Genomic DNA, 23,301 nt, shown 5'->3' with positions numbered 1-23,301 from the left:
ACGTACAAAACTGTTCATTTTTCAATCACCAGAGATTCACGTCCCGAACGCACAAATAATCGCCTGAAAAAAATCACCTGCTACAATGATGTTAAAAAATACGTAAATTTGTTGCTGCGTTTTTGTTATGGAATGACAAAAGCGTGTCACAGATCAAGAAAATACTCTCTTTTGGGGGGAGGAATCGACACAAATTCCTGTCAAAATAGACCCGTATTTTTTCCATTGCTTCACAACGGACACGATTCAACAACATCTAATTATCCTGGAGTCGTCAAGGATCTGGGGTGAAAGGGCATTAAATGCTAATGGTGTTGATATTATGTAAACTAATGTGAAGAAACTTTTGTTAAAGTTGACAAAAGGTTATAGAAAGGAGTAAAAGACCACATCAATTAGCTGTATAAAAGAATTTCTACAGTGATTGTAAGGTTTTTTTTATTCCTCCCCATGAATCGATGTGGCGTCCATCTGCCGTGAAGAGCAGTGAATCTGGCGCTACTTTTGATGAGTAAGCAATGAGTATGTCAACATCCACTGAAGTCATCGCTCATCACTGGGCATTCGCTATCTTTCTTATCGTTGCCATTGGCCTGTGTTGCCTGATGCTGGTAGGCGGTTGGTTTTTAGGCGGTCGCGCACGCGCGAGGTCGAAAAACGTGCCGTTTGAATCCGGTATCGACTCGGTCGGCTCCGCCCGCTTACGCCTGTCCGCCAAGTTTTATCTGGTGGCCATGTTCTTCGTTATCTTCGACGTTGAAGCGCTGTATCTGTTCGCATGGTCAACCTCTATCCGCGAAAGCGGCTGGGTAGGCTTTGTGGAAGCTGCAATTTTTATTTTTGTGTTACTGGCAGGTCTGGTTTATCTGGTGCGTATTGGCGCGCTGGACTGGACGCCCGCGCGTTCACGCCGCGAGCGTATGAACCCGGAAACGAACAGTATCGCTAATCGTCAACGCTAACCGCGAGGCATTAAGATGGATTATACGCTCACCCGCATAGATCCCAACGGTGAGAACGACCGTTACCCCCTGCAAAAGCAGGAGATCGTAACCGACCCTCTGGAGCAAGAAGTTAACAAAAACGTGTTTATGGGCAAGCTCAATGACATGGTTAACTGGGGTCGTAAAAACTCAATTTGGCCGTATAACTTCGGTCTTTCCTGCTGTTACGTTGAGATGGTGACTTCGTTTACCGCGGTGCATGACGTGGCGCGTTTTGGCGCAGAAGTATTGCGAGCTTCGCCGCGTCAGGCTGACCTGATGGTGGTGGCAGGAACCTGCTTTACCAAAATGGCACCGGTTATTCAGCGTCTGTATGACCAGATGCTGGAGCCAAAATGGGTTATCTCAATGGGTGCCTGTGCCAACTCTGGCGGTATGTACGATATTTATTCCGTTGTGCAGGGCGTCGATAAATTCATCCCGGTTGATGTGTATATCCCGGGCTGCCCGCCGCGTCCTGAAGCGTACATGCAGGCACTGATGCTGTTGCAGGAATCTATCGGTAAAGAACGTCGTCCGCTCTCCTGGGTGGTTGGCGATCAGGGCGTTTATCGCGCCAATATGCAATCAGAGCGCGAACGCAAGCGCGGTGAACGCATTGCCGTAACCAACCTGCGTACACCTGACGAGATTTAATTTGCGCCTGTCGGCAAAGGGATTTTTCTTCGCTTATTCCTAAATCTATTTCGCGAAGCTTACTGCGCCGACAGTCACCACGGACCATTTGCAATGGTGAACAATATGACCGACTTAACCGCGCAAGAACCCGCCTGGCAGACCCGCGATCATCTTGATGATCCGGTGATTGGCGAACTGCGCAACCGTTTTGGGCCGGATGCCTTTACTGTTCAGGCGACTCGCACCGGGGTTCCCGTTGTGTGGATCAAGCGTGAACAATTACTGGAAGTTGGCGATTTCTTAAAGAAACTGCCGAAACCTTACGTCATGCTGTTTGACTTACACGGCATGGACGAACGTCTGCGCACACACCGCGAAGGATTACCTGCCGCGGATTTTTCCGTTTTCTACCATCTGATTTCTATCGATCGTAACCGCGACATCATGCTGAAGGTGGCGCTGGCAGAAAACGACCTGCACGTACCGACCTTCACCAAACTGTTCCCGAACGCTAACTGGTATGAGCGTGAGACCTGGGATCTGTTTGGCATTACTTTCGACGGTCACCCGAACCTGCGCCGCATCATGATGCCGCAAACCTGGAAAGGTCACCCGCTGCGTAAAGATTACCCGGCGCGCGCTACCGAATTCTCGCCGTTTGAGCTGACCAAAGCCAAACAGGATCTGGAGATGGAAGCCCTGACCTTCAAACCGGAAGAGTGGGGGATGAAGCGCGGCACCGAAAACGAGGACTTCATGTTCCTCAACCTCGGCCCGAACCACCCGTCGGCGCACGGGGCTTTCCGTATCGTTTTGCAGCTCGATGGCGAAGAGATTGTCGACTGCGTACCAGACATCGGCTACCACCACCGTGGTGCGGAGAAAATGGGCGAGCGCCAGTCCTGGCATAGCTACATTCCGTATACCGACCGTATCGAATACCTCGGCGGCTGCGTTAACGAAATGCCTTACGTGCTGGCTGTAGAGAAACTGGCCGGGATCACCGTGCCGGATCGCGTTAACGTCATTCGCGTAATGCTTTCTGAGCTGTTCCGCATCAACAGCCATCTGCTGTATATCTCCACCTTTATTCAGGACGTCGGCGCGATGACGCCAGTGTTCTTCGCCTTTACCGATCGTCAGAAAATTTACGATCTGGTGGAAGCAATCACTGGTTTTCGTATGCACCCGGCGTGGTTCCGTATTGGCGGCGTAGCGCACGACCTGCCGCGCGGCTGGGATCGCCTGCTGCGTGAGTTCCTCGACTGGATGCCGAAACGTCTGGCGTCTTACGAGAAAGCGGCGCTGCAAAACACCATTCTGAAAGGTCGTTCCCAGGGCGTTGCCGCCTATGGCGCGAAAGAGGCGCTGGAGTGGGGCACCACTGGCGCGGGCCTGCGCGCCACCGGGATCGACTTCGACGTGCGTAAGGCGCGTCCTTATTCTGGCTATGAAAACTTCGACTTTGAAATCCCGGTGGGTGGTGGTGTTTCTGACTGCTACACCCGCGTAATGCTGAAAGTGGAAGAGCTGCGCCAGAGTCTGCGCATTCTTGAGCAGTGCCTCAACAACATGCCGGAAGGCCCGTTCAAAGCGGATCATCCGCTGACTACGCCGCCGCCGAAAGAGCGCACGTTGCAACATATCGAAACCCTGATCACCCACTTCCTGCAAGTGTCGTGGGGGCCGGTGATGCCAGCCAATGAATCTTTCCAGATGATTGAGGCGACCAAGGGGATCAACAGTTACTACCTGACCAGCGACGGCAGCACAATGAGTTATCGCACCCGTATCCGCACGCCGAGTTATGCGCATTTGCAGCAAATTCCGGCGGCGATCCGCGGCAGCCTGGTGTCTGACCTGATTGTTTATCTGGGCAGTATCGATTTTGTTATGTCAGATGTGGACCGCTAATTATGCACGAGAATCAACAACCACAAACCGAGGCTTTTGAGCTGAGTGCGGCAGAGCGTGAAGCGATTGAGCACGAGATGCACCACTACGAAGACCCGCGTGCGGCGTCCATTGAAGCGCTGAAAATCGTTCAGAAGCAGCGTGGCTGGGTGCCGGATGGCGCGATCCACGCGATCGCCGATGTGCTGGGTATTCCGGCGAGCGACGTCGAAGGCGTGGCAACGTTCTACAGCCAGATCTTCCGCCAGCCGGTTGGCCGCCATGTGATCCGTTATTGCGACAGCGTGGTCTGTCATATCAACGGTTATCAGGGTATTCAGGCGGCGCTCGAGAAAAAGCTGAACATCAAACCAGGGCAAACGACATTTGATGGCCGCTTTACGCTGCTGCCAACTTGCTGCCTGGGAAACTGTGATAAAGGGCCAAACATGATGATCGATGAGGACACTCACGCGCATCTGACCCCGGAAGCGATCCCTGAACTGCTGGAGCGGTATAAATGAAAAACATTATCCGTACTCCCGAAACGCATCCGCTGACCTGGCGTCTGCGCGATGACAAACAGCCAGTGTGGCTGGACGAATACCGCAGCAAAAACGGTTACGAAGGGGCGCGTAAGGCGCTGACCGGGCTGTCTCCGGACGAAATTGTTAATCAGGTAAAAGACGCTGGTCTGAAAGGGCGCGGCGGCGCGGGCTTCTCGACTGGCCTGAAATGGAGCCTGATGCCGAAAGACGAATCCATGAACATCCGTTACCTGCTGTGTAACGCCGATGAAATGGAGCCAGGCACCTATAAAGACCGCCTGTTGATGGAGCAACTGCCGCACCTGCTGGTGGAAGGTATGCTTATCTCCGCGTTTGCGCTGAAAGCTTACCGTGGCTACATCTTCCTGCGTGGCGAATATATTGAAGCGGCAGTGAATCTGCGCCGCGCCATTGCCGAAGCGACTGAAGCGGGCTTGCTTGGCAAAAACATTATGGGAACAGGTTTCGACTTCGAACTGTTCGTCCATACCGGTGCAGGGCGCTACATCTGCGGGGAAGAAACAGCGTTAATCAACTCCCTGGAAGGGCGTCGTGCTAACCCACGCTCGAAACCCCCCTTCCCGGCAACCTCCGGCGTATGGGGCAAACCGACCTGTGTCAACAACGTCGAAACCCTGTGTAACGTTCCGGCGATCCTCGCTAACGGCGTGGAGTGGTATCAGAACATCTCGAAAAGTAAAGATGCTGGCACCAAGCTGATGGGCTTCTCCGGTCGGGTGAAAAATCCGGGCCTGTGGGAACTGCCATTCGGCACCACCGCACGCGAGATCCTCGAAGATTACGCCGGTGGTATGCGTGACGGTCTGAAATTCAAAGCCTGGCAGCCAGGCGGCGCGGGTACTGACTTCCTGACTGAAGCGCACCTTGACCTGCCGATGGAATTCGAAAGTATCGGTAAAGCGGGAAGCCGTCTGGGTACGGCGCTGGCGATGGCGGTTGACCATGAGATCAACATGGTGTCGCTGGTGCGTAACCTGGAAGAGTTTTTCGCCCGTGAGTCTTGCGGCTGGTGTACGCCGTGCCGCGACGGTCTGCCGTGGAGCGTGAAAATTCTGCGTGCGCTGGAGCGTGGCGAAGGTCAGCCGGGAGATATCGAAACACTTGAGCAACTGTGTCGATTCTTAGGCCCGGGTAAAACTTTCTGTGCCCACGCACCTGGTGCAGTGGAGCCGTTACAGAGCGCCATCAAATATTTCCGCGAAGAATTTGAGGCGGGAATCAAACAGCCGTTCAGCAATACCCATTTGATTAATGGGATTCAGCCGAACCTGCTGAAAGAGCGCTGGTAACCGAATTTCGATTAACGCTCGGTCCCTGACCGAGAAAACTGGAAGCATGCTAATGGCTACAATTCATGTAGACGGCAAAGAATACGAGGTCAATGGAGCGGACAACTTGCTGGAAGCTTGTCTGTCTCTGGGCCTTGATATTCCTTACTTTTGCTGGCATCCGGCGCTGGGAAGCGTCGGTGCTTGCCGCCAGTGTGCGGTGAAGCAATACCAAAACGCGGAAGACACGCGTGGTCGCCTGGTGATGTCCTGTATGACACCGGCTTCCGATGGCACCTTTATTTCCATTGACGACGAAGAAGCGAAACAGTTCCGTGAAAGTGTGGTCGAGTGGTTAATGACCAACCACCCGCACGACTGTCCGGTATGTGAAGAAGGCGGTAACTGTCATCTTCAGGATATGACCGTGATGACCGGACACAGCTTCCGTCGCTACCGTTTCACCAAACGTACCCACCGTAATCAGGATTTGGGGCCATTCATCTCTCACGAAATGAACCGCTGCATCGCCTGCTACCGCTGCGTGCGTTACTACAAAGATTACGCTGACGGTACAGATCTGGGCGTTTATGGTGCGCACGATAACGTCTACTTCGGTCGCCCGGAAGACGGCACGCTGGAAAGCGAATTTTCCGGTAACCTGGTCGAAATTTGCCCGACCGGCGTATTTACCGACAAAACGCACTCCGAGCGTTACAACCGTAAATGGGATATGCAGTTTGCGCCGAGCATCTGCCAGCAATGTTCCATCGGCTGTAACATCAGCCCCGGCGAGCGTTATGGCGAACTGCGTCGTATCGAAAACCGTTACAACGGTACGGTAAACCACTACTTCCTCTGCGACCGTGGTCGTTTCGGTTACGGCTACGTCAACCTGAAAGATCGTCCGCGTCAGCCAGTACAGCGTCGTGGCGATGATTTCATTACCCTCAACGCCGAACAGGCAATGCAGGGCGCAGCAGATATTCTGCGTCAGTCGAAGAAAGTGATCGGCATTGGTTCTCCGCGCGCCAGCGTGGAAAGCAACTTTGCGCTGCGTGAGCTGGTGGGCGAAGAAAACTTCTACACCGGTATCGCTCACGGTGAGCAGGAACGTCTGCAACTGGCGCTGAAAGTGCTGCGTGAAGGCGGCATTTATACTCCGGCTCTGCGCGAAATCGAATCTTACGATGCGGTACTGGTGCTGGGCGAAGACGTTACCCAGACCGGCGCGCGCGTCGCGCTGGCAGTTCGTCAGGCGGTGAAAGGTAAAGCGCGCGAAATGGCGGCAGCACAGAAAGTGGCTGACTGGCAGATTGCGGCAATCCTCAACATCGGCCAACGTGCGAAGCATCCGCTGTTTGTTACCAACGTTGATGACACCCGTCTGGATGATATCGCGGCGTGGACTTACCGCGCACCGGTTGAAGATCAGGCGCGTTTAGGTTTTGCCATCGCCCATGCGCTGGATAACTCCGCGCCAGCGGTTGACGGTATTGAACCTGAGCTGCAAAGCAAAATCGACGTCATCGTGCAGGCACTGGCAGGTGCGAAGAAACCGTTGATTATCTCCGGGACGAACGCCGGTAGCGCTGAAGTGATTCAGGCTGCGGCTAACGTGGCGAAAGCCCTGAAAGGTCGCGGCGCTGACGTCGGTATCACCATGATTGCCCGTTCCGTCAACAGCATGGGGCTGGGCATTATGGGCGGTGGATCGCTTGAAGAAGCGTTAACCGAACTGGAAACCGGACGCGCCGACGCGGTGGTGGTGCTGGAAAACGATCTGCATCGTCACGCTTCCGCTACCCGCGTGAATGCTGCGCTGGCTAAAGCGCCGCTGGTGATGGTGGTTGACCATCAACGCACAGCGATTATGGAAAACGCCCATCTGGTACTTTCTGCTGCCAGCTTTGCTGAAAGCGACGGTACGGTGATTAACAACGAAGGCCGTGCCCAACGTTTCTTCCAGGTTTACGATCCGGCTTATTACGACAGCAAAACTGTCATGCTGGAAAGCTGGCGTTGGTTACACTCGCTGCACAGCACCTTGCTGAGCCGTGAAGTGGACTGGACGCAGCTCGACCATGTGATTGACGCTGTTGTGGCGAAAATCCCGGAACTGGCGGGTATCAAAGATGCTGCGCCGGATGCGACATTCCGTATTCGTGGGCAGAAACTGGCCCGTGAACCGCACCGTTACAGCGGTCGTACCGCCATGCGCGCCAATATCAGCGTTCATGAGCCGCGTCAGCCGCAGGATATTGACACCATGTTCACCTTCTCGATGGAAGGTAACAACCAGCCGACCGCGCACCGTTCGCAAGTGCCGTTTGCCTGGGCGCCAGGCTGGAACTCCCCGCAGGCGTGGAACAAATTCCAGGACGAAGTGGGCGGCAAACTGCGCTTTGGCGATCCGGGCGTGCGTCTGTTTGAAACCAGCGAAAATGGTCTGGATTACTTCACCAGCGTACCGGCACGCTTCCAGCCGCAGGACGGGAAATGGCGTATCGCGCCGTACTACCACCTGTTTGGTAGCGATGAATTGTCACAGCGTGCTCCGGTCTTCCAGAGCCGTATGCCGCAGCCGTACATCAAACTCAACCCAGCGGATGCCGCGAAGTTGGGTGTGAACGCGGGTACACGCGTCTCCTTTAGTTACGATGGCAACACGGTCACGCTGCCGGTTGAAATCGCCGAAGGACTGACGGCAGGGCAGGTGGGCTTGCCGATGGGTATGTCCGGCATTGCTCCGGTGCTGGCTGGCGCGCATCTTGAGGATCTCAAGGAGGCACAACAATGAGTTGGATATCACCGGAACTGATTGAGATCCTGCTGACCATCCTCAAAGCGGTGGTGATCCTGCTGGTGGTTGTCACCTGTGGGGCATTCATGAGCTTTGGCGAACGTCGCCTGCTGGGTCTGTTCCAGAACCGTTACGGACCTAACCGTGTTGGCTGGGGCGGTTCGCTCCAGCTGGTCGCGGACATGATCAAGATGTTCTTTAAAGAAGACTGGATCCCGAAATTCTCGGATCGCGTCATCTTTACCCTGGCACCGATGATTGCCTTTACCTCGCTGCTGCTGGCCTTTGCGATTGTGCCAGTCAGTCCGGGTTGGGTGGTTGCCGACCTGAACATCGGGATTTTGTTCTTCCTGATGATGGCCGGTCTGGCGGTTTACGCGGTGCTGTTTGCGGGCTGGTCAAGTAACAACAAATACTCGCTGCTGGGTGCGATGCGTGCTTCTGCGCAGACCCTGAGCTACGAAGTGTTCCTCGGGCTTTCCCTGATGGGCGTGGTGGCGCAGGCCGGTTCATTCAACATGACCGACATCGTCAACAGCCAGGCGCATGTGTGGAACGTCATCCCGCAATTCTTTGGTTTTATTACCTTTGCCATCGCGGGCGTGGCGGTGTGTCACCGTCACCCGTTTGACCAGCCGGAAGCCGAGCAGGAACTGGCGGATGGTTACCACATTGAATATTCCGGCATGAAGTTCGGTCTGTTCTTCGTGGGCGAATACATCGGGATTGTGACCATCTCTGCACTGATGGTGACGCTGTTCTTCGGTGGCTGGCAAGGCCCGTTGTTACCGCCATTCATCTGGTTCGCGCTGAAAACCGCGTTCTTTATGATGATGTTCATTTTGATTCGTGCGTCGTTACCGCGTCCGCGTTATGACCAGGTAATGTCCTTCGGCTGGAAGATCTGCCTGCCGCTGACGCTGATCAACTTGCTGGTAACGGCGGCTGTCATTCTCTGGCAGGCGCAATAAGGGGCAATAAGACCATGACCTTAAAAGAATTGTTAGTAGGTTTCGGCACCCAGGTTCGTAGTATCTGGATGATCGGCCTGCACGCGTTCGCCAAACGCGAAACGCGAATGTACCCGGAAGAGCCGGTCTATCTGCCGCCCCGTTATCGTGGTCGTATCGTTCTGACCCGCGATCCGGACGGCGAAGAGCGTTGCGTAGCCTGTAACCTCTGCGCGGTAGCCTGCCCGGTCGGCTGTATCTCGCTGCAAAAAGCAGAAACCAAAGACGGTCGCTGGTATCCGGAATTTTTCCGCATCAACTTCTCACGCTGCATTTTCTGTGGTCTGTGCGAAGAAGCCTGTCCGACCACGGCGATTCAGTTAACCCCGGATTTCGAAATGGGGGAATACAAGCGCCAGGATCTGGTTTACGAGAAAGAGGATCTGCTGATCTCCGGTCCGGGCAAATACCCGGAATATAACTTCTACCGGATGGCAGGTATGGCAATCGACGGCAAAGATAAGGGCGAAGCAGAGAACGAAGCCAAGCCTATCGACGTCAAGAGCCTGTTACCGTAAGGAGAGGGGCAATGGAGTTCGCTTTTTATATCTGTGGCCTGATAGCCATACTTGCGACCTTGCGAGTGATCACCCATACCAATCCGGTACACGCGCTGCTGTACCTGATTATTTCGCTGCTGGCGATTTCTGGGGTGTTCTTCTCACTGGGCGCTTACTTCGCCGGTGCGCTGGAAATTATCGTCTACGCGGGTGCCATTATGGTGCTGTTCGTGTTCGTGGTGATGATGCTCAACCTGGGCGGTTCAGAAATCGAACAGGAACGCCAGTGGCTGAAACCGCAGGTGTGGATTGGTCCGGCGATTTTGTCGGCCATCATGCTGGTGGTGATTGTTTACGCCATCCTTGGTGTTAATGATCAGGGTATCGACGGTACGCCAATCAGTGCTAAAGCAGTGGGTATTACGCTGTTCGGGCCTTACGTACTGGCGGTGGAACTGGCTTCTATGCTGCTGCTGGCTGGTCTGGTTGTGGCCTTCCACGTTGGTCGTGAAGAGCGTGCGGGTGAAGTGCTGAGCAATCGTAAAGACGACAGCGCGAAAAGAAAAACGGAGGAGCACGCATGATCCCCTTACAACATGGACTGATCCTCGCGGCAATCTTATTCGTTCTTGGCTTAACCGGTCTGGTTATCCGTCGCAATCTGCTGTTTATGCTGATTGGTCTGGAAATCATGATTAACGCCTCTGCGCTGGCCTTTGTGGTCGCCGGAAGCTACTGGGGCCAGACCGACGGTCAGGTGATGTACATTCTCGCCATCAGCCTCGCGGCGGCGGAAGCGAGTATCGGCCTTGCGCTGCTGCTGCAACTTCACCGTCGTCGCCAGAACCTGAACATCGATTCAGTAAGTGAGATGCGCGGATGAACATGCTTGCCTTAACCATTATTTTGCCATTGATTGGCTTCGTCCTGCTGGCGTTCTCCCGTGGACGCTGGTCTGAAAACGTCTCGGCGATCGTCGGCGTTGGCTCTGTGGGCCTGGCGGCGCTGGTAACCGCCTTTATCGGCGTTGACTTCTTCGCTAACGGTGAGCAGGCATACAGCCAGCCGCTGTGGACGTGGATGTCGGTAGGCGACTTTAACATCGGTTTCAATCTGGTGCTGGACGGCCTGTCGCTGACCATGCTCTCAGTGGTCACTGGTGTGGGTTTCCTTATTCACATGTATGCCTCCTGGTATATGCGCGGAGAAGAGGGCTACTCTCGCTTCTTCGCTTACACCAACCTGTTCATCGCCAGCATGGTAGTTCTGGTTCTCGCCGATAACCTACTGTTGATGTACCTCGGCTGGGAAGGCGTGGGCCTGTGCTCCTATCTGCTGATCGGTTTCTATTACACCGATCCGAAGAATGGCGCAGCGGCAATGAAAGCGTTCGTCGTGACCCGTGTGGGTGACGTGTTCCTCGCTTTCGCGCTGTTCATTCTTTACAACGAACTGGGCACCCTGAACTTCCGCGAAATGGTGGAACTGGCACCAGCGCACTTTGCTGACGGCAATAACATGCTGATGTGGGCGACGCTGATGCTGCTGGGCGGTGCGGTCGGTAAATCTGCGCAGTTGCCGTTGCAGACATGGCTTGCCGACGCGATGGCGGGCCCGACGCCTGTCTCCGCGCTGATCCACGCCGCAACGATGGTAACCGCGGGTGTCTACCTGATCGCTCGTACCCACGGCCTGTTCCTGATGACGCCGGAAGTTCTGCATCTGGTGGGCATTGTCGGGGCGGTTACGCTGCTGCTGGCCGGTTTTGCCGCGCTGGTACAGACCGATATCAAACGTGTTCTCGCTTACTCTACCATGAGCCAGATTGGCTACATGTTCCTCGCGCTTGGCGTGCAGGCATGGGATGCGGCGATTTTCCACTTGATGACCCACGCGTTCTTTAAAGCGCTGCTGTTCCTGGCATCCGGTTCCGTCATTCTGGCCTGCCATCACGAACAGAACATCTTCAAGATGGGCGGTCTGCGTAAATCTATTCCGCTGGTTTATCTCTGCTTCCTGGTGGGCGGCGCAGCACTGTCGGCACTGCCGCTGGTCACTGCGGGCTTCTTCAGTAAGGATGAGATCCTCGCGGGTGCGATGGCGAATGGTCATATCAATCTGATGGTGGCAGGTCTGGTCGGTGCGTTTATGACCTCGCTCTACACCTTCCGTATGATTTTCATCGTCTTCCACGGAAAAGAACAAATTCACGCTCACGCCGTGAAAGGGGTAACTCACAGCCTGCCGCTGATTGTGCTGCTGATCCTTTCCACCTTCGTTGGCGCACTGATTGTACCGCCGCTGCAGGGCGTGCTTCCGCAAACGACGGAACTGGCGCACGGCAGCATGTTGACCCTGGAAATTACCTCTGGCGTAGTCGCGGTGGTCGGCATTCTGCTGGCAGCCTGGCTGTGGCTGGGTAAACGTACTCTGGTGACCTCCATCGCCAACAGTGCGCCGGGCCGTCTGCTGGGCACCTGGTGGTACAACGCCTGGGGCTTTGACTGGCTGTACGACAAAGTGTTCGTCAAGCCGTTCCTGGGTATTGCCTGGTTGCTGAAACGCGATCCGCTGAACTCAATGATGAACATCCCGGCTGTCTTTTCCCGCTTTGCAGGTAAAGGTCTGCTGTTAAGCGAGAACGGTTATCTGCGCTGGTATGTGGCATCCATGAGCATCGGTGCGGTCGTGGTGCTGGCACTGTTGATGGTACTGCGTTGAGTTGTTGGCTGAGTGAATATACCCGGCGTTGCGCCGGGTCTGTGAACTAAGAATAAATTTTAGGTAACTGTTCCTGAAGTACAGGCGTCATCGGCGAAGTCAGACCGGATACCGCCAGCGCACAGCAACCGGAGCGTACTTAAGTACGTGAGGATTGCGAGCACTGCCGGGATTCGGGCTGGCGAGTGAGATAGCCTGAGCAGGAGTAAATATAAGGGACATACTTAGCTATGTTATTACCCTGGTTAATACTAATCCCCTTTATCGGCGGCTTCCTGTGCTGGCAGACCGAACGCTTTGGCGTCAAGGTGCCGCGCTGGATCGCGCTGATCACCATGGGATTGACGCTGGCGCTGTCGCTGCAACTGTGGTTGCAGGGCGGTTATTCACTGACGCAATCCGCCGGAATTCCGCAGTGGCAGTCTGAATTCGACATGCCGTGGATCCCGCGTTTTGGTATCTCTATCCATCTCGCCATTGACGGGCTGTCGCTGCTGATGGTCGTGCTGACCGGTCTGCTCGGTGTGCTGGCGGTACTCTGTTCGTGGAAAGAGATCGAAAAATATCAGGGCTTCTTCCACCTCAACCTGATGTGGATCCTGGGCGGCGTTATCGGCGTGTTCCTTGCCATCGACATGTTCCTGTTCTTCTTCTTCTGGGAAATGATGCTGGTGCCGATGTACTTCCTGATCGCACTGTGGGGGCATAAAGCCTCTGACGGTAAAACGCGTATCACGGCGGCAACCAAGTTCTTCATTTACACCCAGGCGAGTGGTCTGGTGATGTTGATCGCCATCCTGGCGCTGGTTTTTGTTCACTACAATGCGACCGGCGTCTGGACCTTCAACTATGAAGAGCTGTTGAATACGCCAATGTCCAGTGGTGTGGAATATCTGTTGATGCTGGGCTTCTTCATCGCATTTGCGGTGAAAATGCCGGTGGTTCCGCTGCATGGCTGGCTGCCGGATGCGCACTCACAGGCTCCAACCGCCGGTTCCGTTGACCTCGCGGGGATCTTGCTGAAAACCGCCGCTTACGGTCTGCTGCGTTTCTCCCTACCGTTGTTCCCGAACGCGTCGGCAGAGTTCGCGCCAATCGCTATGTGGCTGGGTGTTATCGGCATCTTCTACGGTGCGTGGATGGCCTTCGCCCAGACCGATATCAAACGTCTGATCGCCTACACCTCGGTTTCCCACATGGGCTTCGTGCTGATTGCTATCTACACTGGCAGCCAGTTGGCCTACCAGGGCGCGGTAATCCAGATGATTGCGCACGGCTTGTCGGCGGCGGGTCTGTTTATTCTCTGCGGTCAGCTTTATGAACGTATCCATACCCGCGACATGCGCATGATGGGCGGTCTGTGGAGCAAGATGAAATGGCTGCCAGCACTGTCGCTGTTCTTTGCGGTGGCAACGCTTGGGATGCCTGGCACCGGTAACTTCGTCGGCGAATTTATGATTCTGTTCGGCAGCTTCCAGGTTGTCCCGGTGATTACCGTTATCTCTACCTTTGGGCTGGTCTTTGCATCTGTTTATTCGCTGGCGATGTTACATCGCGCTTACTTCGGTAAAGCGAAAAGCCAGATTGCCAGCCAGGAACTGCCAGGGATGTCGCTGCGTGAGCTGTTTATGATCCTGTTGCTGGTGGTGCTGCTGGTACTGCTGGGCTTCTATCCGCAGCCGATTCTGGATACCTCGCACTCCGCGATTGGCAATATCCAGCAGTGGTTTGTTAATTCCGTTACTACTACAAGGCCGTAAATCGCCATGACAATAACTCCACAAAACCTGATCGCACTGCTACCGTTGCTGATCGTCGGCTTGACGGTGGTGGTGGTGATGCTCTCCATTGCGTGGCGACGCAATCATTTCCTCAACGCTACGCTCTCGGTTATTGGGCTTAACGCGGCGCTGGTTTCGCTCTGGTTTGTCGGCCAGGCGGGCGCTATGGACGTTACGCCACTGATGCGCGTTGATGGTTTCGCCATGCTTTACACCGGGCTGGTATTGTTGGCGAGCCTCGCCACCTGTACTTTCGCCTACCCGTGGCTTGAAGGCTATAACGACAACAAGGACGAGTTCTACCTGTTGGTGTTAATTGCCGCCCTGGGCGGGATCCTGCTGGCGAATGCCAACCATCTGGCGTCTCTGTTCCTCGGTATCGAACTGATCTCTTTGCCGCTGTTTGGCCTGGTCGGTTACGCTTTCCGCCAGAAACGTTCGCTGGAAGCCAGTATCAAATACACCATTCTCTCTGCCGCAGCGTCTTCTTTCCTGCTGTTCGGTATGGCGCTGGTGTATGCGCAGTCTGGCGACCTGTCGTTTGTCGCGCTGGGTAAAAACCTCGGCGACGGTATGCTCAACGAGCCGCTGTTGCTGGCAGGTTTCGGCCTGATGATTGTCGGCCTCGGCTTCAAACTCTCTCTGGTGCCGTTCCACCTGTGGACGCCAGACGTATACCAGGGCGCGCCTGCGCCGGTTTCCACTTTCCTGGCGACGGCGAGCAAAATCGCTATCTTCGGTGTGGTGATGCGTCTGTTCCTCTACGCACCGGTGGGTGACAGCGAAGCGATTCGCGTGGTGCTGGCGATTATCGCCTTTGCCTCCATCATCTTCGGTAACCTGATGGCGCTGAGCCAGACCAATATCAAACGTCTGCTCGGTTACTCATCTATCTCTCACCTCGGCTATCTGCTGGTGGCGCTGATTGCGCTGCAAACTGGCGAGATGTCGATGGAAGCGGTAGGGGTTTACCTGGCAGGTTATCTGTTCAGCAGCCTCGGCGCGTTCGGCGTGGTCAGCCTGATGTCCAGCCCGTATCGTGGCCCGGATGCTGATTCCCTGTTCTCTTACCGCGGTCTGTTCTGGCATCGTCCGATCCTCGCGGCAGTGATGACGGTGATGATGCTTTCACTGGCTGGTATCCCAATGACGCTGGGCTTTATCGGTAAGTTCTACGTGCTGGCGGTCGGTGTCCAGGCACACTTGTGGTGGCTGGTGGGTGCCGTAGTTGTCGGTTCGGCAATCGGCCTCTACTACTACCTGCGCGTGGCGGTGAGCTTATACCTTCACGCTCCGGAACAACCGGGTCGCGATGCACCATCAAACTGGCAGTACAGCGCAGGCGGTATCGTGGTGCTGATCTCTGCACTGTTGGTACTGGTGCTGGGTGTATGGCCACAACCGCTGATTAGCATTGTGCGGTTAGCAATGCCGCTGATGTAAGCAGTCAGTTTGTAAGTCAGAAAGCCGCCGACATGTTCGGCGGTTTTTTTTGGTGCCCTGACACCATCACCCAACAATAACCGTCAGCGCATGATTCCCTTGTCGCAGCATACGTCGATACGCGCTAATCAGCTTTTCCATATCAAGCATGATCGAAGCAAAGAGTTGCCCCTCTAACTCTTCTGAAAAGGTTACTCCCGGATAAATCTCCATTTCATTGAGTCGCTTAATGGAAAACTGTTTACGCAGCTCACTTCGATCCAGAGCTTCCAGTCGGTCGATTGTCGCGGCTAACTCCTGATTCCAGGTCAATCCCAGGAAGCCATCTATGCCATCTTCTAGGCTGTGTTCACCAAGCACTGCGCGACTTAGCGGGTCATTCTTCGCGGGGTCAAATGCAGATGTACCCGTCAGGCCAAAGTGTAAAAAATCCCAGCGTTTATCAATATCCAGTCGGCGTAATCCTGAAAGCGTGTCATGTATATTATCCATCAAAGGTTTTTTAGTAGACTCAAGCAGTTGGTTAATCTTTTCTGAGTCAATTTCTGCAAAATAGCCAATCATTCCCATTTATTTTTCCTCCGTTGAATTTCATGTTTCGCATCTTAAAACAGACGAAAGAAAATAAAATGCGCATGTTGCTTTTTCTGGATCCGCCTCGAGAAATTTTTATTATTTACTGTTGTATAACAAGGTTGTAACTCCATCTACTACCTGAGCCATTTTCTGATAATTTAATCTGTCTGCGATATCACCGGGCAAGTGGTATTGTTTATTACGATAAAAAGCGGTGTCAGTAATCATTACGGCGGGAATATCGTGTTGCCAATAATTAAGGTGATCAGAGAAATCAATACCGGGAATAAAACCTGGGGCATTCATAGAATAAACAGATAAATCCCGGGATGACAACAATGCCGCTTTTACCTGACGAACGGCGTTGATATCCTGCATTCTGCCGACCACGGCAATAAAGTCTCCCCGATCGGGATAAAGCCAGGACATTGCCGGGGATGGGTAATCCTGGCTACCAGGCGTTGAGTCGTAATAACCAATCATCTCCAGCGCTATCATTAATTTCACTGGACGCTCAAGCGAAGCTGCATGTACCGCGCTCCCCATTTCATCGCTACGAAAGAAGGGCGGTTCTTCCGACGCATAGGCGACCAGTTGGACGCCAATCCCTGGAGTCTGCAGCTGTAACAAACGCGCCAGTTCGAGTAATCCTGCCACGCCGCTGGCGTTATCATCCGCGCCCGGCGTATAGGTCAATTGATCGTTTTCATAACTACTGACAGAGTCATAGTGCGCACCAATAATAATCAGCGGTCCATCGGCAGGACCATAATCAGCAACAATGTTTTTGTAGGGGCCACCCGTAATGGGGACATCCTGCGCGGTAACTCTGGCACCGCTACTGATAAAGACCTCTTTTATATACTCTGCGGACCTATTCAGATTATCAATATTGTCGGCGCTACGTGGATGCACAGTTTGTGTAAGATAACGAACTGTTTTTTCTAATTGCTCAGGACTAGCGTGTCGGGGCGTTGGTGGTAATGCCCTGACCCAGGGTTGGTAAAAAATAATAAAAGTAAGCGATAGTAGTAATGGTATAAAACAAAGAGATGTCATTTTTTTCATATGTAAATTATCAATAAAAAGCGTTATTTCATCATTATTTGTAATGAGTTATAAGTGTTTTTTTAAAGACTGCAGTAATTCCTCGGTCACAGTAAATTTTTCTGCAAATGTCTGACAGAGTTGGGTTTGAGATAATTGACAATAATTGCTGACAACTGTAACCATCATAGGCTCCTTTTAGTTGCAAAGGTTGTGCTGAATGAAGATAAAAAGAGGCAACTTATTGCTCTGAATATAGTGCGTGAGGAGATGAATAAATATCAAAAATCGCTCAATATACCCGTGTGGGTGGATATATGTAGCGCGGGTTGCGATAACAGGGCAAGTTTCGCCCTGTTTTTAATAATAAGCAGAGTTAAACGTTAAACACGGTGAAATCATTCGCTAGTTCAGTCACCGGGAAAATTGACCTGCATTCACGTAACAGGTGCTGACACCCTTTGTCATCATAGCGCGAGCTGACGTGGGTAATGATTAGCTTACCGACTCCAGCCTCACGGGCCAGTGTCGCAGCCTGGCGTGTAGAGCTATGACCGCGACTATTGGCTTTGGCTTCCATGGTTATATCCAGCGTCGCTTCGTGCACCATGACATCGACACCTTTAGCCAGGTCAAGTGCGGCATTGCAGGGGCCGGTATCGCCGAAAATAGCGAGCGCTTTACCTGGCACTGGAGCGGCTAAGTAATCTGCGCCGTTAATCTGCCTTCCGTCTTCCAGCGTGATTGTTTTGCCCGCTTTTAATGCCTGAAACAGTGGGCCAGGCGGCACGCCAGCAGCTTTTAATGCCTGAGCATTTAATGCACCCGGTTTATCATGTTCTTCAATACGATAGCCATAGCATTCCAGTGGGTGTTCCAGCGGATAAGCGGTCACTTTGCGCAGGCCATCATCGAAAATTTCGCCAGCGCCAATTTCGACAATTTCCAGCGGATAATCGGTCCATGAGCCGCTAATCCGCAGCGCGGTCTCCACAAATTCACGGATACCGTGCGGACCATAAATCGTTAAGGGTTGGATAATGCCTGACATAGAACGACTGCACAGCAAGCCGGGTAAACCAAAGAGATGATCGCCATGAAGGTGACTGATAAAAATCTTGTCCAGTTTTCCAGGGTTAAAGGCGGTATGCAGTAGCTGATGCTGGGTGCCTTCACCGCAGTCAAACAACCAAAGACCGCTCTGGGTCGGATGTTGCAGGTTAAGTAATATTGCCGTGACATTGCGCGTACGGGTTGGCACACCGGCTGAAGTACCTAAAAAAATTAATTCCATGAGTTCATCACGCTGCTGAAAATATTCCGGCTAGTATAAAGCAAACAGCACAAAGGAGCCTTCCATGATCGACTGGCAAGATCTGCATCATTCTGATTTATCCGTTTCTCAGCTTTATGCCTTATTACAACTGCGTTGTGCGGTATTTGTAGTGGAACAAAACTGTCCTTACCAGGATATCGATGGTGACGATCTGGAGGGAGAAAATCGCCACATTCTCGGTTGGCATAACGGGACACTGGTGGCGTATGCGAGGATTCTGAAAAGTGACGACGAACTGCAACCCGTTGTGATTGGTCGGGTGATTGTCAGCGAAGCCTTACGCGGTGAAAAAATCGGTCAGCAATTGATGAGTAAGGCGCTGGAATCGTGTACTCGCCGCTGGCCGGAGAAGCCGATTTATCTGGGGGCGCAGGCGCATTTACAAAACTTTTATGGGCAATTTGGTTTCATCCCTGTGACCGATATTTATGAAGAAGATGGTATCCCACACATTGGGATGGCACGCGAGGTAATTCAGGCGTAATCAATAACCCTTGTCTATAGTTAGTGACAGGTTTTACACAAATGGAGAACGAGAATGTCTAATCAGTTTGGTGATACACGTATTGATGATGACCTGACGCTGCTTAGTGAAACACTGGAAGAGGTGCTCCGCTCCTCTGGCGATCCCGCCGATCAGAAATATGTTGAGCTGAAAGCGCGTGCAGAAAAAGCGCTGGATGATGTGAAAAAACGGGTTAGCCAGGCTTCAGACAGTTATTACTATCGGGCGAAGCAGGCTGTTTATCGTGCTGATGACTACGTCCACGAAAAACCCTGGCAAGGAATTGGTGTGGGCGCGGCCGTTGGGCTGGTACTAGGACTGTTGCTGGCACGCCGTTAAAACCTCCCTACACCGGGGTACTGCATTTTTTTTGTCGTACCCCGTATAATGTGAGGCTTTTAACAGGGAGAGGTCCGCGTGCAATCACTTACTACGGCGCTGGAAAATCTACTGCGCCATTTGTCGCAAGAGATTCCGGCGACACCCGGCATTCGGGTTATTGGTATTCCTTTCCCTCTCAAAGACGCTTTTGATGCCTTGAGCTGGCTGGCCAGTCAGCAAACGTACCCGCAATTCTACTGGCAACAACGTAATGGTGATGAAGAAGCTGCCGTCCTGGGCGCGATTACCCGTTTTACGTCGTTGGACCAGGCACAAACGTTTCTTCGTCAGCACCCGGAACACGCCGACTTACGCATCTGGGGGCTAAATGCGTTTGACCCGTCGCAGGGCAATTTACTTTTACCACGCCTCGAATGGCGACGCTGTGGCGGTAAAGCCACGCTGCGGCTGACGCTATTCAGCGAAAGCTCCCTTCAGCATGATGCGATTAAGGCAAAAGAATTTATCGCCACACTGGTGAGTATTAAACCCTTGCCTGGGTTACATTTAACCACCACCCGAGAACAACACTGGCCGGACAAAACGGGCTGGACGCAATTAATCGAACTGGCAACGAAAACCATCGCCGAAGGTGAGCTCGACAAAGTGGTGCTTGCTCGGGCAACTGACCTGCATTTCGCAAGTCCGGTCAATGCGGCGGCGATGATGGCTGCCAGTCGTCGACTGAATCTGAATTGCTACCATTTTTACATGGCCTTTGATGGCGAAATTGCTTTTCTTGGCTCTTCACCGGAACGGTTATGGCGGCGGCGTGACAAAGCGCTGCGTACTGAAGCGCTGGCGGGAACGGTAGCAAATCATCCTGATGATAAGCAGGCGCAGCAGTTAGGTGAGTGGCTGATGGCGGATGATAAAAACCAGCGCGAGAACATGTTGGTGGTGGAGGATATCTGCCAACGATTGCAGGCCGATACCCAGACGTTGGATGTTTTACCGCCGCAGGTACTGCGTCTGCGTAAAGTGCAGCATCTTCGCCGCTGTATCTGGACTGCACTCAACAAAGCGGATGATGTGATCTGTTTACATCAGTTGCAGCCAACGGCAGCAGTTGCTGGCTTACCGCGCGATCTGGCGCGACAGTTTATCGCCCGTCACGAACCGTTCACCCGAGAATGGTACGCCGGTTCTGCGGGCTATCTCTCTTTACAACAAAGCGAATTCTGCGTTTCCCTGCGCTCAGCAAAAATCAGTGGCAATGTCGTGCGGCTATATGCTGGCGCGGGCATTGTCCGTGGTTCTGACCCCGAGCAAGAGTGGCAGGAAATCGATAACAAAGCGGCAGGGCTGCGTACTTTATTACAAATGGAATAGTAATGAGTCGCATCATTACCGATTCATATCAATAATCTATTTTTGTAGCTCCTTATACTTAGCCGCAATATTGATACCGGACAAACTCATGTCAGTAAGCGCATTTAACCGACGCTGGGCGGCGGTCATTCTGGAAGCATTAACGCGTCACGGCGTCAGACACATCTGTATCGCCCCTGGCTCGCGTTCTACACCGTTAACGTTAGCGGCGGCGGAGAATTCCGCATTCATTCACCACACCCATTTCGATGAGCGTGGACTGGGGCATTTGGCGCTGGGGCTGGCGAAAGTCAGCAAGCAGCCGGTGGCGGTGATTGTGACCTCCGGCACGGCGGTAGCAAATCTCTATCCGGCACTGATTGAAGCTGGGTTAACCGGAGAAAAACTGATCCTGTTAACCGCCGATCGCCCGCCGGAGCTAATTGACTGCGGCGCGAATCAGGCGATTCGTCAGCCGGGAATGTTCGCCTCTCACCCCACGCACAGTATTTCACTGCCGCGCCCGACTCAGGATATTCCTGCACGTTGGCTGGTTTCTACCATCGACCATGCTCTCGGTACGCTTCATGCGGGCGGAGTCCATATCAACTGCCCGTTTGCTGAACCGCTGTATGGCGAAATGGACGACACCGGGCTTAGCTGGCAACAGCGGCTGGGCGACTGGTGGCAGGACGACAAACCGTGGCTGCGTGAAGCGCCTCGTCTGGAAAGTGAAAAACAGCGCGACTGGTTCTTCTGGCGGCAAAAGCGCGGCGTGGTGGTTGCCGGGCGCATGAGTGCGGAAGAGGGCAAAAAAGTTGCACTGTGGGCGCAAACTCTTGGCTGGCCGCTGATTGGCGACGTGCTGTCGCAAACCGGACAGCCGCTGCCGTGTGCCGATCTCTGGTTAGGCAATGCCAAAGCGACCAGCGAACTGCAACAGGCACAAATTGTGGTGCAACTGGGAAGCAGCCTGACGGGCAAACGGATCCTGCAATGGCAGGCAAGCTGTGAACCGGAAGAGTACTGGATTGTTGATGACATCGAAGGGCGACTTGATCCGGCACACCATCGTGGACGTCGCTTAATTGCCAATATTGCCGACTGGCTGGAGCAGCATCCGGCAGAAAAACGCCAGCCCTGGTGCGTTGAAATTCCGCGCCTGGCGGAACAGGCAATGCAGGCGGTTATTGCCCGTCGCGATGCGTTTGGCGAAGCGCAACTGGCGCATCGCATCAGCGACTATCTGCCTGAACAGGGTCAATTGTTTGTTGGTAACAGCCTGGTGGTACGTCTGATTGATGCGCTTTCGCAACTTCCGGCAGGTTACCCGGTGTACAGCAACCGTGGTGCCAGCGGTATCGACGGGCTGCTCTCGACCGCCGCTGGCGTTCAGCGGGCCAGTGGCAAACCGACGCTGGCGATTGTGGGCGATCTCTCAGCACTTTACGATCTCAACGCGCTGGCGTTATTACGTCAGGTTTCCGCGCCGCTGGTATTAATTGTGGTGAACAACAACGGCGGGCAAATTTTCTCGCTGTTGCCAACGCCGAAAAACGAGCGTGAGCGTTTCTATCTGATGCCGCAAAACGTCCATTTTGAGCACGCCGCCGCGATGTTCGAGCTGAAATATCATCGTCCGCAAAACTGGCAGGAACTTGAAACGGCACTTGCCGACGCCTGGCGCACGCCGACCACCACGGTAATTGAAATGGTGGTTAACGACACCGATGGTGCGCAAACCCTCCAGCAACTGCTGGCGCAGGTAAGCCATTTATGATCCTGCACGCGCAGGCAAAACACGGTAAACCAGGTTTACCCTGGCTGGTGTTTTTGCACGGTTTTTCCGGCGATTGCCATGAATGGCAAGAAGTGGGCGAGGCGTTTGCCGACTACTCACGGTTGTATGTTGATCTCCCAGGTCACGGTGGTTCGGCGGCGATTAGCGTCGATGGATTTGATGATGTCACCGACTTACTGCGTAAAACCTTAGTTAGTTACAACATCCTTAACTTCTGGCTGGTGGGGTACTCGCTTGGCGGACGGGTGGCGATGATGGCGGCTTGCCGGGGGCTGGCGGGGCTTTGTGGGGGTGTTGTCGAAGGCGGGCATCCTGGGTTGCAAAATGCTGAACAACGCACGGAACGTCAGCGTTCCGATCGCCAATGGGCGCAGCGTTTTCGCACAGAACCGTTAACGGCGGTATTTGCTGACTGGTATCAACAGCCTGTTTTTGCCTCACTCAATGACGAACAACGCCGGGAGCTGGTTGCGCTGCGCAGCAACAATAATGGCGCAACACTTGCCGCCATGCTGGAGGCGACTTCTCTCGCCGTCCAGCCCGATTTACGTGCTAACCTTAGCGCCCGCACATTTGCGTTTTATTATTTATGTGGTGAACGTGACAGCAAATTCCGCGCCCTGGCGGCGGAACTGGCTGCCGAATGCCATGTCATTCCTCGCGCCGGACATAACGCGCACCGGGAAAATCCCGCTGGCGTAATCGCAAGTCTGGCGCAGATCTTGCGTTTCTGA

The 23,301-nt window shown here is 53.7% G+C and carries 21 protein-coding genes and 1 pseudogene; 18 read left to right on the top strand and 4 right to left on the bottom strand.

The window, feature by feature from the left end; genetic code table 11:
* Positions 1 to 518 precede the first annotated feature (518 nt).
* The 13 genes from nuoA to nuoN all read left to right on the top strand — a co-directional run bounded on the left by nuoA (position 519) and on the right by nuoN (position 15,610).
* On the top strand, positions 519 to 962 hold the full coding sequence (gene nuoA, locus ACJHWT_RS02645) for an NADH-quinone oxidoreductase subunit NuoA (RefSeq protein WP_000062997.1): 444 nt from the start codon (positions 519 to 521) through the stop codon (positions 960 to 962).
* Positions 963 to 977: 15 nt separating this feature from the next.
* On the top strand, positions 978 to 1,640 hold the full coding sequence (gene nuoB, locus ACJHWT_RS02640; RefSeq protein ID WP_000386733.1) for an NADH-quinone oxidoreductase subunit NuoB: 663 nt from the start codon (positions 978 to 980) through the stop codon (positions 1,638 to 1,640).
* A gap of 93 nt (positions 1,641 to 1,733) precedes the next feature.
* On the top strand, positions 1,734 to 3,536 hold the full coding sequence (gene nuoC / locus ACJHWT_RS02635; RefSeq protein WP_000247878.1) for an NADH-quinone oxidoreductase subunit C/D: 1,803 nt from the start codon (positions 1,734 to 1,736) through the stop codon (positions 3,534 to 3,536).
* Positions 3,537 to 3,538: 2 nt separating this feature from the next.
* Entirely contained in the window at positions 3,539 to 4,039 is a 501-nt protein-coding gene (gene nuoE, locus ACJHWT_RS02630; RefSeq protein WP_000545042.1) for an NADH-quinone oxidoreductase subunit NuoE, read from the top strand.
* Entirely contained in the window at positions 4,036 to 5,373 is a 1,338-nt protein-coding gene (gene nuoF, locus ACJHWT_RS02625) for an NADH-quinone oxidoreductase subunit NuoF (protein WP_000789502.1), read from the top strand. The genes nuoE and nuoF overlap by 4 nt, the downstream gene beginning before the upstream one ends.
* A 52-nt stretch (positions 5,374 to 5,425) precedes the next feature.
* Positions 5,426 to 8,152, top strand: a complete 2,727-nt coding sequence (gene nuoG, locus ACJHWT_RS02620; protein WP_001296257.1) for an NADH-quinone oxidoreductase subunit NuoG — start codon at positions 5,426 to 5,428, stop codon at positions 8,150 to 8,152.
* A complete protein-coding gene (gene nuoH / locus ACJHWT_RS02615) occupies positions 8,149 to 9,126 on the top strand; it encodes an NADH-quinone oxidoreductase subunit NuoH (protein WP_000118507.1) in 978 nt (325 codons plus the stop codon). The genes nuoG and nuoH overlap by 4 nt, the downstream gene beginning before the upstream one ends.
* Before the next feature lie 14 nt (positions 9,127 to 9,140).
* Positions 9,141 to 9,683, top strand: a complete 543-nt coding sequence (nuoI, locus tag ACJHWT_RS02610; protein WP_000172749.1) for an NADH-quinone oxidoreductase subunit NuoI — start codon at positions 9,141 to 9,143, stop codon at positions 9,681 to 9,683.
* 11 nt (positions 9,684 to 9,694) lie between these two features.
* On the top strand, positions 9,695 to 10,249 hold the full coding sequence (nuoJ, locus tag ACJHWT_RS02605; protein WP_000393511.1) for an NADH-quinone oxidoreductase subunit J: 555 nt from the start codon (positions 9,695 to 9,697) through the stop codon (positions 10,247 to 10,249).
* Complete coding sequence (gene nuoK / locus ACJHWT_RS02600; RefSeq protein ID WP_000612644.1) at positions 10,246 to 10,548, top strand: NADH-quinone oxidoreductase subunit NuoK; 303 nt, start codon at positions 10,246 to 10,248, stop codon at positions 10,546 to 10,548. The genes nuoJ and nuoK overlap by 4 nt, the downstream gene beginning before the upstream one ends.
* Positions 10,545 to 12,386, top strand: a complete 1,842-nt coding sequence (gene nuoL, locus ACJHWT_RS02595) for an NADH-quinone oxidoreductase subunit L (protein WP_001056616.1) — start codon at positions 10,545 to 10,547, stop codon at positions 12,384 to 12,386. The genes nuoK and nuoL overlap by 4 nt, the downstream gene beginning before the upstream one ends.
* Before the next feature lie 230 nt (positions 12,387 to 12,616).
* Complete coding sequence (nuoM, locus tag ACJHWT_RS02590) at positions 12,617 to 14,146, top strand: NADH-quinone oxidoreductase subunit M (protein ID WP_000926441.1); 1,530 nt, start codon at positions 12,617 to 12,619, stop codon at positions 14,144 to 14,146.
* 6 nt (positions 14,147 to 14,152) lie between these two features.
* A complete protein-coding gene (nuoN, locus tag ACJHWT_RS02585; RefSeq protein ID WP_000156701.1) occupies positions 14,153 to 15,610 on the top strand; it encodes an NADH-quinone oxidoreductase subunit NuoN in 1,458 nt (485 codons plus the stop codon).
* Positions 15,611 to 15,676: 66 nt separating this feature from the next.
* On the opposite strand, the gene ACJHWT_RS02580 is transcribed toward nuoN, so the two are convergent.
* The 4 genes and pseudogenes from ACJHWT_RS02580 to rbn form a co-directional block, all read right to left on the bottom strand.
* Positions 15,677 to 16,180, bottom strand: a complete 504-nt coding sequence (locus ACJHWT_RS02580; protein ID WP_000525372.1) for a YfbM family protein — start codon at positions 16,178 to 16,180, stop codon at positions 15,677 to 15,679.
* A 102-nt stretch (positions 16,181 to 16,282) separates the two neighbouring features.
* Complete coding sequence (locus tag ACJHWT_RS02575; protein WP_001317959.1) at positions 16,283 to 17,254, bottom strand: M28 family metallopeptidase; 972 nt, start codon at positions 17,252 to 17,254, stop codon at positions 16,283 to 16,285.
* A gap of 57 nt (positions 17,255 to 17,311) precedes the next feature.
* A pseudogene (locus ACJHWT_RS02570) lies at positions 17,312 to 17,422 on the bottom strand (deubiquitinase); the annotation flags it as partial.
* Positions 17,423 to 17,609: 187 nt separating this feature from the next.
* Complete coding sequence (gene rbn / locus ACJHWT_RS02565; protein ID WP_000419110.1) at positions 17,610 to 18,527, bottom strand: ribonuclease BN; 918 nt, start codon at positions 18,525 to 18,527, stop codon at positions 17,610 to 17,612.
* 64 nt (positions 18,528 to 18,591) lie between these two features.
* Between rbn and ACJHWT_RS02560 the strand changes: the two genes are divergently transcribed.
* The 5 genes from ACJHWT_RS02560 to menH all read left to right on the top strand — a co-directional run bounded on the left by ACJHWT_RS02560 (position 18,592) and on the right by menH (position 23,301).
* Positions 18,592 to 19,053, top strand: coding sequence for a GNAT family N-acetyltransferase (locus ACJHWT_RS02560; protein ID WP_000568142.1), 462 nt, complete (start codon positions 18,592 to 18,594; stop codon positions 19,051 to 19,053).
* 54 nt (positions 19,054 to 19,107) lie between these two features.
* The gene (gene elaB / locus ACJHWT_RS02555) at positions 19,108 to 19,413 is read left to right on the top strand and encodes a stress response protein ElaB (RefSeq protein WP_000070621.1); all 306 of its coding nucleotides are present in this window, start codon (positions 19,108 to 19,110) and stop codon (positions 19,411 to 19,413) included.
* Between the two features lie 78 nt (positions 19,414 to 19,491).
* Positions 19,492 to 20,787 carry an isochorismate synthase MenF gene (menF, locus tag ACJHWT_RS02550; RefSeq protein ID WP_065203314.1) on the top strand — a complete coding sequence of 432 codons (1,296 nt, stop codon included), beginning with the start codon at positions 19,492 to 19,494 and terminating at the stop codon, positions 20,785 to 20,787.
* Between the two features lie 88 nt (positions 20,788 to 20,875).
* Positions 20,876 to 22,546 (top strand): 2-succinyl-5-enolpyruvyl-6-hydroxy-3-cyclohexene-1-carboxylic-acid synthase, encoded by a 1,671-nt coding sequence (menD, locus tag ACJHWT_RS02545; protein ID WP_001317958.1) that lies wholly within the window; start codon positions 20,876 to 20,878, stop codon positions 22,544 to 22,546.
* On the top strand, positions 22,543 to 23,301 hold the full coding sequence (gene menH, locus ACJHWT_RS02540; protein ID WP_000600509.1) for a 2-succinyl-6-hydroxy-2,4-cyclohexadiene-1-carboxylate synthase: 759 nt from the start codon (positions 22,543 to 22,545) through the stop codon (positions 23,299 to 23,301). Before menD ends, menH begins: the two co-directional genes overlap by 4 nt.

Origin of the sequence: Escherichia sp. WS338 (genome assembly GCF_046486405.1) — a bacterium.
Lineage (GTDB): Bacteria > Pseudomonadota > Gammaproteobacteria > Enterobacterales > Enterobacteriaceae > Escherichia > Escherichia coli.
Note: the sequence above shows the minus strand (reverse complement) of the source record. Positions and strands in the feature narration are given on the sequence as shown.

Bases quoted from the DNA above. Each gene is read 5' to 3' on its own strand.
- nuoJ (WP_000393511.1), top strand. From the start codon at position 9,695: ATGGAGTTCGCTTTTTATATCTGTGGCCTGATAGCCATACTTGCGACC.
- nuoG (WP_001296257.1), top strand. From the start codon at position 5,426: ATGGCTACAATTCATGTAGACGGCAAAGAATACGAGGTCAATGGAGCG.
- nuoL (WP_001056616.1), top strand. From the start codon at position 10,545: ATGAACATGCTTGCCTTAACCATTATTTTGCCATTGATTGGCTTCGTC.
- ACJHWT_RS02575 (WP_001317959.1), bottom strand. From the start codon at position 17,254: ATGAAAAAAATGACATCTCTTTGTTTTATACCATTACTACTATCGCTT.
- nuoB (WP_000386733.1), top strand. From the start codon at position 978: ATGGATTATACGCTCACCCGCATAGATCCCAACGGTGAGAACGACCGT.
- ACJHWT_RS02580 (WP_000525372.1), bottom strand. From the start codon at position 16,180: ATGGGAATGATTGGCTATTTTGCAGAAATTGACTCAGAAAAGATTAAC.
- nuoE (WP_000545042.1), top strand. From the start codon at position 3,539: ATGCACGAGAATCAACAACCACAAACCGAGGCTTTTGAGCTGAGTGCG.
- menH (WP_000600509.1), top strand. From the start codon at position 22,543: ATGATCCTGCACGCGCAGGCAAAACACGGTAAACCAGGTTTACCCTGG.
- nuoC (WP_000247878.1), top strand. From the start codon at position 1,734: ATGGTGAACAATATGACCGACTTAACCGCGCAAGAACCCGCCTGGCAG.
- nuoI (WP_000172749.1), top strand. From the start codon at position 9,141: ATGACCTTAAAAGAATTGTTAGTAGGTTTCGGCACCCAGGTTCGTAGT.
- ACJHWT_RS02560 (WP_000568142.1), top strand. From the start codon at position 18,592: ATGATCGACTGGCAAGATCTGCATCATTCTGATTTATCCGTTTCTCAG.
- nuoK (WP_000612644.1), top strand. From the start codon at position 10,246: ATGATCCCCTTACAACATGGACTGATCCTCGCGGCAATCTTATTCGTT.
- nuoM (WP_000926441.1), top strand. From the start codon at position 12,617: ATGTTATTACCCTGGTTAATACTAATCCCCTTTATCGGCGGCTTCCTG.
- rbn (WP_000419110.1), bottom strand. From the start codon at position 18,527: ATGGAATTAATTTTTTTAGGTACTTCAGCCGGTGTGCCAACCCGTACG.
- nuoN (WP_000156701.1), top strand. From the start codon at position 14,153: ATGACAATAACTCCACAAAACCTGATCGCACTGCTACCGTTGCTGATC.
- nuoA (WP_000062997.1), top strand. From the start codon at position 519: ATGAGTATGTCAACATCCACTGAAGTCATCGCTCATCACTGGGCATTC.
- elaB (WP_000070621.1), top strand. From the start codon at position 19,108: ATGTCTAATCAGTTTGGTGATACACGTATTGATGATGACCTGACGCTG.
- nuoF (WP_000789502.1), top strand. From the start codon at position 4,036: ATGAAAAACATTATCCGTACTCCCGAAACGCATCCGCTGACCTGGCGT.
- nuoH (WP_000118507.1), top strand. From the start codon at position 8,149: ATGAGTTGGATATCACCGGAACTGATTGAGATCCTGCTGACCATCCTC.
- menD (WP_001317958.1), top strand. From the start codon at position 20,876: ATGTCAGTAAGCGCATTTAACCGACGCTGGGCGGCGGTCATTCTGGAA.